This window comes from Chromobacterium vaccinii, from assembly GCF_001855275.1.
GTDB classification, from domain to species: Bacteria; Pseudomonadota; Gammaproteobacteria; order Burkholderiales; family Chromobacteriaceae; genus Chromobacterium; species Chromobacterium vaccinii.
Window position 1 is genome coordinate 1,950,824 of sequence record NZ_CP017707.1, and the last position, 11,987, is coordinate 1,962,810.

Genomic DNA, 11,987 nt, shown 5'->3' on the forward strand with positions numbered 1-11,987 from the left:
CTCTTTCTCATTTCTCGTTGTCCACCAGGCCCTTGACGAACCAGCGCTGCATGCCGATCACCACCAGCAGCGGCGGCAGCAGGGTCAGCAACGCGGACGCCATCACCAGGTGCCACTGCACCGCGCCCTCGCCCAGCATGCCCTTGATCGCGATCACCGAGGTGGACATCGCCGGATCGTGGGTGACCAAGAGCGGCCACAGATACTGGTTCCAGCCGTAGATGAAGGTGATCACGAACAAGGCCGCGATATTGGTGCGCGACAAGGGCAGCACCACGTCCACCATGAAGCGGATCGGCCCCGCGCCGTCCACCCGCGACGCCTCCATCAATTCCTTGGGCAGCGTCATGAAGAACTGCCGCAGCAGGAAGGTGGCGGTAGCGGACGCGATCAAGGGCAGCGTCAAGCCGGTATAGCTGTTGATCAGCCCCATCTTGGTCACCACTTCCACTGTCGGGAAGATGCGCACCTCCACCGGCAGCATCAGCGTGGCGAAGATCAGCGCGAAGCCGGTCTTGCGGAAAGGGAAGCGGAAATAAACGATGGCGTAGGCCGACAGGAAGGAAATGACGATCTTGCCGACGGCGATCAGCATCGCCATCACGAAGCTGTTCCACAGCGTGCGCGCCAACGGCACCGCCAATCCGCCGCTGCCGTTCCACAGCACGGTGTAAAGGTTGGTCCACAGCTGGCTGCCGGGCAGCAGCGACAGCGGCACCCGCGTCACCTGATCGGCGTCCTGGCTGGCGGCGGCGAACATCAGATACAAGGGGAAGGCCACCACCAGCATGCCCGCGATCAGCATCGCGTGGCAGAACAGGTCCAGCCCTTTGCGGTTCTCCACCATCAGTACTGCACCTTTCTTTCCACGTAACGGAACTGGATCAGCGTCAACAGGCCGACCACCGCCATCAGCACCACCGACTGCGCGGCCGAGCTGCCCAGATCCAGGCCTTTGAAGCCTTCAAGGTATACCTTGAGGATCATGGTCTCGGTCGACTTGCCCGGCCCGCCGCCGGTGGCCGCGTCGATCACTGCGAAGGTATCGAAGAAGGCGTACACCAGGTTGACCACCAGCAGGAAAAAGCTGGTCGGCGACAACAGCGGGAACACCAGGTCGCGGAAACGGCGCAAGGGGCCGGCGCCGTCTATCGCGGCGGCTTCGATCAAGGACGCCGGTATCGCCTGCAGGCCGGCGTAGAAGAACAGGAAGTTGTAGCTGATCTGCTTCCAGGCCGAGGCCAGCACCACTAGCAGCAGCGCCTGGCCGCCATTCAATGCGTGGTTCCACTCGTAGCCGGCCTCGCGCAGCAGATAGCTGATCCAGCCCAGGCTGGGGTTGAACAGGAACAGCCACAGCACCGCCACCACCGACGGCGCGATGGCGTACGGCGCGATCAGCACCGTCTGGTAAATGCGGCGGCCGCGGACGATCTGGTTGGCCATCACCGCCAGGATCAGCGCGCTGCCGGTGCCCAGCAAGGTCACCAGCGCGCTGAACAGCAGCGTGGTCTGGATGGTGCCCAGATACAGCCGGTCATGAAACAGCAGGCTGAAATTGGCCAGGCCGACGAACTGGCTGTCCAGGCCGAACGGGTCCTGCTGCTGCACCGACTGCCACAAGGCTTCCAGCGCCGGCCACAGGAAGAAGATCAAGGTGATCGCCAGCTGCGGCGCCATCAAGGCGAAGCCCAGCCAGCGATTGGAAAAATGAATGCGATTCTGCATGCGTGGACTCTATCGAGAAAAACGGGCGGCCTCGCGGCGCGCCCGTTTCCGGAGGGATCAGTTGGCGGTTTTCTCGAAGCGGCGCAGCAGCTCGTTGCCGCGCAGCACGGCGCTGTCCAGCGCGGCCTTGGCGCTCTTCTTGCCGGTCCACACCTCCTCCAGTTCCTCGTCCATCACGGTGCGGATCTGCGGCATATAGCCCAGGCGCAGGCCGCGGGTATAGGACTTGGGCGGCTTGTTCTGCATCTGGCGGGTGGCGATGTCGGCGCCCGGGTTCTTGTCGTAGAAGCCCTGCTTGCGCGACAGATCGTAAGCCGCGGTCACCACCGGCAGGTAGCCGGTGTCCTGGTGCCACTTGGCCATCACTTCCGGCGACACCAGCATCTTGAAGAATCGGGCCACGCCCTTGTACTCGGCCGGGGACTTGCCAGCCATCACCCACAGGCTGGCGCCGCCGATCAAGGCGTTCTGCGGCGCGCCCTTCACCGCCGGATCGTAGGGCATCATGCCCATGCCGAAGGCGAACTTGGCGTTCTTGCGGATATTGGCCAGCGAGCCGGAGCTGCCGGTCATGATGCCGCATTCGCCGCTATAGAACTTCAGCGTGGCCTCGTCCTTGCGGCCGGCATAGCTGAAGGTGCCGTCCTTGGCCATCTTGGCCAGGAATTCGATGTGCTTGACCTGGACCGGTCCGTTGAACTGCAGCGTGGCGTTGCTGCCGCCGAAGCCGTTGTCCTGGCTGGCGAACGGCAGGCTGTGCCAGGCGCTGAAGTTCTCCAGCTGCACCCAGCCCTGCCAGCCGGTGCTGTAGCCGCAGCGCATGCCGGAAGCCTTCAGCTTGGCGGCGGCGGCGGCCAGTTCGGGCCAGGTCTTGGGCGGCGCGTCCGGCAGGCCGGCCTTCTTGAACGCGTCCTTGTTGTAGTACAGCACCGGGGTGGAGCTGTTGAACGGCAAGGACAGCAGATGGCCGGTCTTGGCGTCGCTGTAATAGCTGGCTACCGCCGGGATGAAGGCTTTTTCGTCCAGCTTCTCGCCGGCGTCGGCCATCACCTGGTATACCGGCTTGACCGCTTTCTTGGCCTGGATCATGGTGGCGGTGCCCACTTCGAACACCTGGACGACGGCGGGCGCGTTGCCGCTGCGGTAGGCGGCGATGGCCGCGGCCAGAGACTCGTCGTACTGGCCCTTGTACACCGGCACCACCTTGTAACCCTTCTGGCTGGCGTTGAACTGGGCGGCGATGGCGTTGACGCGGTCGCCCAGCGAGCCTTCCATCGAATGCCAGAACTGGATTTCGGTGGCGGCCTGCGCCGGCAGGGACAAGGCCAGCGTCAGCGGCGCGAGCGCGGCGGCGCGGCGTAAGGCGGGGAACAGGGCTCGGGACATCGGCTTCTCCATTTATCGTTATGGCGGCTGGCATTCACGCGGCGGATTGTGGCCGGACAAAATGACAGTATCGTTACAATAATATGACATTAAATTTGCATCAAGACGCAAAAAAGGAATGAAGACGCAAAAAAAGCGCGCCGACATGGCGCGCTTTTTTGTTTTTCCCTCTCAACTACTGGTAGCTGAGCTTGTCGGCCTTGCCCCAGAACACCCGGTAGGCGAAGGCGGTGTAGCCGATGATGCAGGGCAGCACCACGATGGCGCCCCACAGTATCACCCACAGCGCTTCCGGGTCCGCCGCCGCCTGCCAGATGGTCATCCGGCCCAGCACCACCTCGGGAAACACGCTGTAAGTCAGGCCCCAGAACGACAGCAGCACGATGCCGACGCTGGCGGCGAACGGCAGCCAGCAGAAGCTGTCGTTGCCGGCGGCCTGGCGGCGGGCCAGCCTGGGCAGACAAGCGATCAGCAGCACGAACAGCGCCAGCGTGCCCAGCGGCAGCGGCAGCAACAGCAGGAATTGCGGCAGCGCGAACCACTTGGCGGCGATGGCCGGGTTGGCCAGCGGCGTCACCAGCGACACCGCCACCACCGCGGTGCCGGCGCCGTACAGGCTCAGCTGCGCCCAGCGTATCGCCTTGGCCTGCAAGCCGCCATGGGCCTTCATCACCAGCCAGCAGGCGCCGAGCAGCGCGTAGGCCAGCGCCAGGCCGATGCCCACCACCAGCGAGAACAGCCAGGAAGTGGAGGTATCGGCGAAGCCGGTCAGATAGCGGCCCAGCATCACGCCCTGGGCCAGCGCCGCCAGCATCGAACCGCCGGCAAAGGCCGCGTTCCACCACGGCTTGTGCGGGTCCTGCGCCTTGACGCGGAAGTCGAAGGCCACGCCGCGCAGGATCAGCCCCACCAGCATCGCCAGCACCGGCAGGTACAGCGCGCCGAACACCACGCCGTGCGCCAGCGGGAAGGCCACCAGCAGCAGGCCCGCGCCCAGCACCAGCCAGGTTTCGTTGGCGTCCCAGAACGGCCCGATGGACGCGATCATCAGATCCTTTTCCTCGTCGCTGGCCAGCGGCAGCAGGATGCCGACGCCAAGGTCGAAGCCATCCAGCACCACGTACACCAGCATCGCCAGCGCCATCAGCCCGGCGAATACCGCCGGCAGGTAATAAGCCTCGCTCATGCCAGTTTCTCCTTCAGTTGGGCGGCGGCCGCCAGTTCAGGCGCGCCGGCCTTGCGCGCCAGGTGGAACAGCACCGAGACATAGGCCACCAGCAGCAGCGCGTACAAGGTCAGATAGGTGCCAAGCGAGGTGAACAGCATGGGCGCGGTGGCCGCCCCCGCCGCCTGCGCGGTGGTGAGGATGCCGGTCACCAGCCAGGGCTGGCGGCCGATCTCGGTGACGAACCAGCCGGCCAGCGTGGCGATCCAGCCGGAAAAGGTCATCGCCACCAACAGGCGCGCCAGCTTGGGATTCAGTTCGCCGCGCTTCTTCAGCTGCCAGGCGGCCAGCCACGACGCCAGCAGCATCAGCCCGCCCATCGCCACCATCACGCGGAAACTCCAGAACACCTTGGCCACCGGCGGATGCTGCTCGAACTCGTTCAAGCCCTTGATCTCGCCGCCCCACTGGTGGGTGAGGATCAGGCTGCCCAACTGCGGCACGCCGATGGCGTAATCGTTGCTGCGGGTTTCGGCGTTGGGCAGCGCGAACAGCAGCAGCGGCACGTCCTTCTCGGTATGCCAGATGCCTTCTATCGCCGCCAGCTTGGCCGGCTGGTGCTTCAGGGTGTTGAGGCCATGCATGTCGCCGACGAACATCTGCAGCGGAATCAGCAACGCGGCCAGGAACACGCCGGTCTTCAAGGCCACCATCATGCCGCGGCCACGCTCGCCGCGCAGGTAGCGGTAGGCGGACAGGCCAGCGATCAGGAAAGCCACGGTCAGGCCGGAGGCCAGCAGCATGTGGGTCAGCCGGTACGGCATCGACGGGTTGAAGATCACGTCAATCCAGCTGAGCACATGGGCGCGGCCGTCGCGCATCACGTGGCCGGTCGGCGTCTGCATCCAGGAATTGAGCGCGATGATCCAGAACGCCGACAGCGTGTTGCCGCCCGCCACCAGCAAGGTGGACAACGTGTGCACCTTCTCCGGCACCCGGCTCCGCCCGAACAGCATGATGCCGAGGAAACCGGCCTCCAGGAAGAAAGCAGTCAGGATCTCGTAGGCCAGCAGCGGACCGGCGATATTGCCCACCGTCTGCATATAGCCCGGCCAGTTGGTGCCGAACTGGAAGCTCATCGTCACGCCGGACACCACGCCCAGCGCGAACGACAGCGCGAAGATCTTCACCCAGAAGCCGTAGGCGTCCATCCAGCCCTGGTCGCCGGTCTGGCGGAAACGCACCTTGAAGAACAGCAGCACCCAGGCCATCGCGATATTGATGGTGGGAAACAGGATGTGAAAGCTGATATTGGTGGCGAACTGGATGCGCGCCAGCGTGACGGGGTCGATTTCAGTCATCATTCGGCGTGCTCCCGGTCATGATCGCGGTTGCCCAGGCGGGACAGGGATTGGGTGAACTGCAGCACCTTCTGCACTTGCGAGCCCAGCTTCATCAGCCGCTGCAGGGTTTCCACGTCCATGTGCTGGATGTCGGAGAACCAGGTGGTGACCAGTTCGATCAGCTGGTACATCTCCTTCATCCTGGCCTGCGCGTGCTGCTCGGCCTCGCTGGCCGGGCTTTCCATGATGGCGCCGCGCAGCATGGTCAGCGTCGGCTCCACCTCGCGCTTCTTGCGCTCCTCGGCCAGGGTTTTGAAGATCAGCCACACGTCTTCCGGGGTGGAGAAGTATTCGCGGCGGTCGCCGGGAAAGTGCTGCAGCTTGACCAGCCGCCACGACTGCAGCTCCTTCAGCCCCATGCTGACGTTGGAGCGGGAACAGCCTATCGCCTCGCCGATCTCGTCGGCGTTCAGCGGTTTTTCCGATACGTACAACAAGGCGTAGATCTGGCCGACGGTGCGGTTGATGCCCCAACGGCTGCCCATCTCGCCGAAGTGCAGCACGAAGGCCTGCACCAGAGGTGGAATATTCATGACATTCTCAACTTTCAGGAATTTCTGAAACTTTGATATGAATCATAGTTGCCGAAGATAGTTCGGGTCAAGATGAACAAAGTCTGATCTGTAGGCTTGACCACAAGACATCGTCATGAGGAAGGCCGCAAAAAAGGCCATGCATGGCATGGCCTTGATCGTGTAAACCGGCGCCTTGATGCCATTGGCAACACGCCGAGCCCACGTTTCAGCGGCAGGCCGCGCGCGCCGGCCTGGCTTGATTGGCGGCGCTCCTCAACCCGTCCGCCGGACTCCCGATGGCACTCTTCTGCCGGATGCCCGCCTCGCAAACAGCGCGCCGCCGCGCCATCCTTCGAACAGGTTTCGACAATGCCAGCCGCCGGCGCAAACCGGAGCCGCTAAAATGAATCGGGGTTGTCGAAGCTTACCTCTTCGACAACCCCGTTCAAGGGCGGCTTTGCCGCTCTCATCCTCCCCTTTGCAGACTGGCGCGCGGGCCTCCCGACCCTGCTCACAGCTCCGGATGCATAAAGCAAACGGCGTGCCAGCCTGCATTGCATTTGAAAACATCGTTTCAAACAAGCATATCAAGATCTTGCGTCAAAAATGGCACCATTACGGTGCAATATGAATTGAAAACGCACCAATATGAAACATTCGTTAACACTTGCTGTCAGTTTAATGAATGCCGTCCACTAGAACTGTCATCTTTAGCCCTTATTCTAGACGGACAGGCAACACACATAACAAGGAGAATGACCATGACCCCGTTCCAGGACCTGCTGCAAACCCTGCCAGCCACCGACGGCATCGAAGCCATCGTCTTGCTCAACCCGGAAGGCGAAGCGATGCACCGGCTGGAAAACCTGCCCGGCACCGCCGGCTCGCTGCGCGTCTACCACGCGCTGGTCAAACGCCATGGCCACATCGACCGCAAGGCCGCGCGCGAGGGGCTGGAGCTGTTCGCCGAACACACCGCCTCCGCCCGCGCCCATCCCGGCAGCCATCCCAATATCGACCGCCTGCTGGCCATCGCCGAACAAGGCGCGCCCGGCTTGCGCGCCCGCGTGGTGCTGAAGACGGAAGACTGAATCACCGCAGCGCCATCAGCCCGAACCCCGCCGCGATCGACACCGCGGTGCTCACCAGGCCCGGCACGATGAAGCTGTGGTTGAACACCCAGCGCCCGATGCGGGTGGTGCCGGTGTAATCCATCTCCACCGCGGCGATCAGGCTGGGATAGCTGGGCAGCACATAGACGCCCACCACAGCTGGATAAATGGCGATCAGCACCGGCGCCGCGATGCCCAGCGACACCCCCAGCGGCATCATCACCTTGGTGGTCGCCCCCTGGCTGAACAGAATCACCGCCATCGTGAACACCGCGAAGGCGAACAGCCACGGCGCCGATTCGATAATGCCGACGATGTTGTGCTTGAACAGCGGCAGATTGGCCTGGATGAAGGTATCGCTCATCCACGCCGCGCCCAGGATGGTCACCGCCGCCACCGCGCCGGAACGGAACATGCTGCCGGACACCATGGCCTGCAGATCGGCCTTGCACGCCAATACCGCCAGCGCGGAATAAGCCAGCATGCACATCTGGATCACATCCACCATCGCCACCGGCTCCATGCCTTTGGCGCCGGGCCAGGCCGGCCGCAGCTGGGGCATGGCGGCCAGACATACGATCAGCGCCACGGTGAACAGGAAACCGTATACCGACCAGGCGGCGGTGCGCGGCAAAGCCTCGTCCGAGCTGGCTTGCGGCCGGCTGACCCGCCCTTCTTCCAGCCTGCGGCGGTAGACCGGATCGTCGGCCAGCTCGCAGCCGTAGCGCAGCATGACCGCGCCGCCCGCCAGCGCGCCCAGCAGCGTCGCCGGGATGCTGATCATGATGATGTCGGTCAGCGCGACACCGTGCGGCGCCAGCACCGTGGCCAGCGCCACCGTGGCGGCCGATACCGGGCAGGCGACGATGGCGTTCTGCGACGCCACGGTCAGCCCGGCCAGCGGCCGTTCCGGCCGGATGCCGGTCTTCTCGGCCACTTCCACCACGATGGGCATCAGCGCCAGCGCGATGAAGCCGGTGCCGGCGAGGAAGGTGGACAGCCAGCCCACCAGCGGCGCCAGCAGCACGATGTGGCGGGGATTGCGCCGCAACAGCCGCGCGGCCACGCCCACCATGTAGTCCAGCCCGCGCGCCGATTGCAGCGCCGCCGACGCGGTGATGACCGAGATGATGATCAGGATCACGTCTATCGGCGCGTGGCCTGGCTTGAGGCCGAAGGCGAAGGTAAGGATGAACAGGCCGGCGCCGCCGGTGACGCCCAGCCCGATGCCGCCCATGCGCACGCCGAGGAAGATCAGCCCCAGCACGACTACGAGTTGCAGGTATACCATGATGCGACTTTCTGCATTGTCAGGCTCATATTGTCGCAATAAGCCAACATCCGCGGATTGTCCATGATCAGGGTATTCTGATATTCCTACAAATCGCGCGCCATCGCGATCTCGCAAGCGCCATGGCCGGTATCGCCCCAGTGCGCGTCCAGCCGGACAAAGCCCTCGGACGCGTACAGCGCCGTCGCCTCGCCCAGCGCGGCGGTCGTTTCCAGATAACACTGCCGATAGCCCCGCGCTCTCGCCTCGTCCAGCAACAGCCGCAGCAAACGCCGTCCCAGGCCTCGTCCGCGCAGCGCCGCATCGAAATACATCTTCTGCAGCTCGCAAACACCGGCCGAGCCCCCCGCCAGCGGCGCGATGCCGCCGCCGCCGAGCAGCCGGCCGTCGGGGGCGATCACCGCCAGATAGCGCGAGCCCGGCCGGTCGTAAACCGGATGCAGCGCGTCCAGCTGCGGATCGAGAAAGCTGCAGCCCTCCCCCAGGCCGTATTCGGCCGACACCCGCCCGATCAGCGCCGCCAGCGCGCCGTTGTCCGCCACGGCCAGCGGCCGGATCGCGTAGCCGCGCTGCCGGTCGGCATGCAGCAACGCCCGGCGATAGACGCGCAAGCCGTCCTCCAGCGCCGCCCGCTCTGGCGGGTCCAGTTGCTCCAGCACCCGCGCCATGTCGGCGTCCATCGCCGCATGCAGGCGCCGCAGCCAGTCGCGGCCTTGGCCGGTCAGCTCGGCCTGCTTGCTGCGGCCGTCTGCCGGGTCCGCCAGCCAGGCGATCAGCCCGCGCTCGGCCAGCCGCTGCAGCGGCCGGCTGCTGTTGGACTTGTCCACCCGCAGACGGCTGGCCAATTGCTGATTGCTGGCCGGTCCCGCCTCCAGCTCGATCAGCAGATGCGCCTCCACCGGGCTCAGCTCCACCTCGCCGCAGCGGCCGGCCAGCATGCCCAGCTCCCTGACGATGTCGCGCGACAAGGCGCGCAGCTCCCGTTCGTCCATCATGCGTCTCTTTACAGTTGCGATACGCAACCATAAGCGATATAGGTTGCGCTACGCAACCATATTTTCGCCAGACGCGAAAAAGCCCGCCGAAGCGGGCTTTTCTCGAAGATTCCTGAAACAGGAATTAAGCTTCGCCGACCACAACGATCTTGATCGGGGTAACCACGTCGTGGTGCAGGGCGATCTCGATGTCGTACTCGCCGATGGCCTTGAACGGGCCGTTCGGCAGGCGAACTTCGAAACGCTTCACTTCCACGCCGAACGCGGTCACGGCTTCAGCCACGTCCACGTTGGTCACGGAGCCGAACAGACGACCGTCCACACCAGCCTTCTGGGCGATGGTGATCACGGCTTCGTTCAGCTTCTCGGCGCGAACCTTGGCGTCGGCCAGGATTTCGGCTTGCTTGGCTTCCAGTTCGGCGCGGCGAGCGTCGAACTCTTTCAGGTTGGCTTCGGTAGCGCGCTTGGCTTTGCCTTGCGGGATCAGGAAGTTGCGGGCGAAGCCGTTCTTCACGTTGACCACGTCACCCAGTTGACCCAGGTTGGCAACTTTTTCGAGCAGAATGATTTGCATCTTTTAAGTTCCTTTCCCGGTCTTAGTGCTGGTCGGTGTACGGCAGGAAAGCCAGGAAGCGAGCACGCTTGATAGCGGTGGTCAGCTGACGCTGGTAGCGAGCCTTGGTACCGGTGATGCGAGCCGGGATGATTTTGCCGTTTTCGGCGATGAAATCTTTCAGGAGATCAACGGATTTGTAGTCGATTTCCTTGATGCCTTCTGCCGTGAAGCGGCAGAACTTCTTGCGCTTGAAGAGTTGACGAGCCATTTTGACTAACCTTTTACAAATTCAACATATTCGATATTGAGTACCAACCGCGGATTGCGCAGACTGCGCTGGCCGAGGAATCCGGTGACGTTGATCACCTGTCCCGCCAGTTTCCCGGAATGCTTCCGGGCGTCGTCGCCGATCCACACGGCCTGTATATCGCAGGCCACATCGCGTTCGAATCCGCCAGCTGTCTGTCTAGACTGATGCTTGAGCCACATTTCCACTACCGGCAAGCCGGCGGGCGTGTATCTCAGCGCATCCTCGCGTTCAACCGTGACGGTCAATACCAGACGGTTCTGCAAGTCCGTTACCTCTGCCTATTAGGCAGAAGCTTCGGCCTCGGCTGCCGGCTGCTGGGCGTCCAGCAGGTTTTTAGCCTTTTCGTCCTTCATCATCGGGGACGCGTCGGTGATGGCGCGGTCCAGCTTGATGCTGAGGTGACGCAGAACAGCGTCGTTGAACTTGAAGGCGTGCTCGATCTCGGCCAGGGTTTCCGACTGGCACTCAACGTTCATCAGAACGTAGTGAGCTTTGTGCAGCTTTTGGATCGGGTAAGCCAGTTGGCGGCGGCCCCAGTCTTCCAGACGGTGGATCTTGCCTTCGGCGGCCAGAACCATACCCTTGTAGCGTTCGATCATGGCCGGGACCTGTTCGGACTGGTCCGGGTGCACGATGAACACGATTTCGTAATGGCGCATGTGAACTCCTTTTGGCTATTCGTAGCCTTCCGCCATGCGATTGCGAAAGGCAAGGTAGTAAACCGCAGCATTCTACGCACTTTGCCGCGGCCAGGCAAACTTTAGGCGCATTTATTCAGAAACATCAACGCGCTGCGCCGGCAAACCGCGGCGGATTTACAACTTCTTGTCGCGCTTGATATCCACCACCACCCCGTCGCGCAGCGTGACGATGGTGGTGTAGGGAATCTGGCCGTTGGCCAGCCAGGACAACTGGCGGGTGGTGGACACTGTGGTCACGCCGCTGGCGAGCCTGCCCTGATTGCTGTCGCTGCCGTAATCCGGCGCGCCCACCATGGACACGACTTCGGCTTCCAGCATGCCATTGTGCAGCTTGATGTAGGTTTCGAACGGAATCGGCGCCGCGTGGGCGGCGCCGGCGAACAACAGCGCGATACAGGCCAGTTTTTTCATTTCCGACTCCCGGTTAAAGAAACGAAAGCCCGCCAATGCGGGCTTTCTCAAGGCTTTGTTTCAACGCACCTTCTTCACCACATCGATCAGCTCGGTCACCATGCCGGTGGCGTCGCCCTGCTGCAGCGCGCGCGAAACGCAGCCCTTCATGTGGTTCTCCAGCAACTGCAGCGCCACCGCGTCCAGCGCCGACTTCACCGCCGCCACCTGGGTCAGCACGTCCACGCAGTAGCGGTCGGACTCGATCATGCCGCTGATGCCGCGCACCTGGCCCTCGATCCGCGCCAGGCGCTTCAGCAGCGCGGCCTTGCCGGGCTGCACCACGCTGCGCTCGGCCTGCGCCGCCTCATGGCAGCACTCCTGGGGAGAATGTGTATCGCCCATGACGGTTCCTGGATTTTTCATATCGGCATT

15 protein-coding genes are annotated in these 11,987 nt (G+C 63.4%); 1 reads left to right on the forward strand and 14 read right to left on the reverse strand.

All coding sequences use genetic code 11. The annotated features are described in order from the left end of the window. Positions 1 to 7 precede the first annotated feature (7 nt). The 6 genes from ugpE to BKX93_RS09065 form a co-directional block, all read right to left on the reverse strand. Positions 8 to 847, reverse strand: a complete 840-nt coding sequence (gene ugpE / locus BKX93_RS09040; protein WP_046157385.1) for a sn-glycerol-3-phosphate ABC transporter permease UgpE — start codon at positions 845 to 847, stop codon at positions 8 to 10. Beyond that, positions 847 to 1,728 (reverse strand): sn-glycerol-3-phosphate ABC transporter permease UgpA, encoded by an 882-nt coding sequence (gene ugpA / locus BKX93_RS09045; RefSeq protein WP_046157386.1) that lies wholly within the window; start codon positions 1,726 to 1,728, stop codon positions 847 to 849. The genes ugpE and ugpA overlap by 1 nt, the downstream gene beginning before the upstream one ends. A 57-nt stretch (positions 1,729 to 1,785) precedes the next feature. Continuing rightward, positions 1,786 to 3,114, reverse strand: coding sequence for a sn-glycerol-3-phosphate ABC transporter substrate-binding protein UgpB (gene ugpB, locus BKX93_RS09050; RefSeq protein ID WP_070979571.1), 1,329 nt, complete (start codon positions 3,112 to 3,114; stop codon positions 1,786 to 1,788). A 175-nt stretch (positions 3,115 to 3,289) separates the two neighbouring features. After that, positions 3,290 to 4,300, reverse strand: a complete 1,011-nt coding sequence (locus BKX93_RS09055; protein ID WP_011137204.1) for a cytochrome d ubiquinol oxidase subunit II — start codon at positions 4,298 to 4,300, stop codon at positions 3,290 to 3,292. After that, positions 4,297 to 5,643 (reverse strand): cytochrome ubiquinol oxidase subunit I, encoded by a 1,347-nt coding sequence (locus tag BKX93_RS09060; protein ID WP_046157389.1) that lies wholly within the window; start codon positions 5,641 to 5,643, stop codon positions 4,297 to 4,299. Before BKX93_RS09060 ends, BKX93_RS09055 begins: the two co-directional genes overlap by 4 nt. Then, on the reverse strand, positions 5,640 to 6,215 hold the full coding sequence (locus BKX93_RS09065; RefSeq protein ID WP_021476669.1) for a GbsR/MarR family transcriptional regulator: 576 nt from the start codon (positions 6,213 to 6,215) through the stop codon (positions 5,640 to 5,642). The genes BKX93_RS09060 and BKX93_RS09065 overlap by 4 nt, the downstream gene beginning before the upstream one ends. 743 nt (positions 6,216 to 6,958) lie before the next feature. On the opposite strand from BKX93_RS09065, the gene BKX93_RS09070 reads away from it, so the two are divergent. After that, positions 6,959 to 7,288 (forward strand): DUF2322 family protein, encoded by a 330-nt coding sequence (locus tag BKX93_RS09070; RefSeq protein ID WP_070979572.1) that lies wholly within the window; start codon positions 6,959 to 6,961, stop codon positions 7,286 to 7,288. Between the two features lies 1 nt (position 7,289). On the opposite strand, the gene BKX93_RS09075 is transcribed toward BKX93_RS09070, so the two are convergent. From BKX93_RS09075 to BKX93_RS09110, 8 genes are all read right to left on the reverse strand, one after another. After that, entirely contained in the window at positions 7,290 to 8,600 is a 1,311-nt protein-coding gene (locus BKX93_RS09075; RefSeq protein ID WP_070979574.1) for an anaerobic C4-dicarboxylate transporter family protein, read from the reverse strand. An 86-nt stretch (positions 8,601 to 8,686) separates the two neighbouring features. Then, positions 8,687 to 9,595: a MarR family transcriptional regulator gene (locus BKX93_RS09080; protein WP_222103298.1), complete on the reverse strand. Its 909-nt coding sequence runs from the start codon at positions 9,593 to 9,595 to the stop codon at positions 8,687 to 8,689. A gap of 124 nt (positions 9,596 to 9,719) precedes the next feature. Then, positions 9,720 to 10,169 (reverse strand): 50S ribosomal protein L9, encoded by a 450-nt coding sequence (rplI, locus tag BKX93_RS09085; protein WP_021476673.1) that lies wholly within the window; start codon positions 10,167 to 10,169, stop codon positions 9,720 to 9,722. A gap of 22 nt (positions 10,170 to 10,191) precedes the next feature. Further along, on the reverse strand, positions 10,192 to 10,419 hold the full coding sequence (rpsR, locus tag BKX93_RS09090; protein WP_011137185.1) for a 30S ribosomal protein S18: 228 nt from the start codon (positions 10,417 to 10,419) through the stop codon (positions 10,192 to 10,194). A 5-nt stretch (positions 10,420 to 10,424) separates the two neighbouring features. Next, a complete protein-coding gene (gene priB, locus BKX93_RS09095; protein WP_021476674.1) occupies positions 10,425 to 10,724 on the reverse strand; it encodes a primosomal replication protein N in 300 nt (99 codons plus the stop codon). 18 nt (positions 10,725 to 10,742) lie between these two features. Beyond that, positions 10,743 to 11,120 carry a 30S ribosomal protein S6 gene (gene rpsF / locus BKX93_RS09100; protein WP_021476675.1) on the reverse strand — a complete coding sequence of 126 codons (378 nt, stop codon included), beginning with the start codon at positions 11,118 to 11,120 and terminating at the stop codon, positions 10,743 to 10,745. 156 nt (positions 11,121 to 11,276) lie between these two features. After that, complete coding sequence (locus BKX93_RS09105) at positions 11,277 to 11,573, reverse strand: hypothetical protein (RefSeq protein WP_046157393.1); 297 nt, start codon at positions 11,571 to 11,573, stop codon at positions 11,277 to 11,279. A gap of 60 nt (positions 11,574 to 11,633) precedes the next feature. Continuing rightward, complete coding sequence (locus BKX93_RS09110) at positions 11,634 to 11,957, reverse strand: metal-sensitive transcriptional regulator (RefSeq protein ID WP_021476678.1); 324 nt, start codon at positions 11,955 to 11,957, stop codon at positions 11,634 to 11,636. Positions 11,958 to 11,987 lie beyond the last annotated feature (30 nt).

Excerpts from the sequence above, each read along its gene's own strand:
- ugpE (WP_046157385.1), bottom strand. The coding sequence starts at position 847 with ATGGTGGAGAACCGCAAAGGGCTGGACCTGTTCTGCCACGCGATGCTG.
- ugpA (WP_046157386.1), bottom strand. The coding sequence starts at position 1,728 with ATGCAGAATCGCATTCATTTTTCCAATCGCTGGCTGGGCTTCGCCTTG.
- ugpB (WP_070979571.1), bottom strand. The coding sequence starts at position 3,114 with ATGTCCCGAGCCCTGTTCCCCGCCTTACGCCGCGCCGCCGCGCTCGCG.
- BKX93_RS09055 (WP_011137204.1), bottom strand. The coding sequence starts at position 4,300 with ATGAGCGAGGCTTATTACCTGCCGGCGGTATTCGCCGGGCTGATGGCG.
- BKX93_RS09060 (WP_046157389.1), bottom strand. The coding sequence starts at position 5,643 with ATGATGACTGAAATCGACCCCGTCACGCTGGCGCGCATCCAGTTCGCC.
- BKX93_RS09065 (WP_021476669.1), bottom strand. The coding sequence starts at position 6,215 with ATGAATATTCCACCTCTGGTGCAGGCCTTCGTGCTGCACTTCGGCGAG.
- BKX93_RS09070 (WP_070979572.1), top strand. The coding sequence starts at position 6,959 with ATGACCCCGTTCCAGGACCTGCTGCAAACCCTGCCAGCCACCGACGGC.
- BKX93_RS09075 (WP_070979574.1), bottom strand. The coding sequence starts at position 8,600 with ATGGTATACCTGCAACTCGTAGTCGTGCTGGGGCTGATCTTCCTCGGC.
- BKX93_RS09080 (WP_222103298.1), bottom strand. The coding sequence starts at position 9,595 with ATGATGGACGAACGGGAGCTGCGCGCCTTGTCGCGCGACATCGTCAGG.
- rplI (WP_021476673.1), bottom strand. The coding sequence starts at position 10,169 with ATGCAAATCATTCTGCTCGAAAAAGTTGCCAACCTGGGTCAACTGGGT.
- rpsR (WP_011137185.1), bottom strand. The coding sequence starts at position 10,419 with ATGGCTCGTCAACTCTTCAAGCGCAAGAAGTTCTGCCGCTTCACGGCA.
- rpsF (WP_021476675.1), bottom strand. The coding sequence starts at position 11,120 with ATGCGCCATTACGAAATCGTGTTCATCGTGCACCCGGACCAGTCCGAA.
- BKX93_RS09105 (WP_046157393.1), bottom strand. The coding sequence starts at position 11,573 with ATGAAAAAACTGGCCTGTATCGCGCTGTTGTTCGCCGGCGCCGCCCAC.
- BKX93_RS09110 (WP_021476678.1), bottom strand. The coding sequence starts at position 11,957 with ATGGGCGATACACATTCTCCCCAGGAGTGCTGCCATGAGGCGGCGCAG.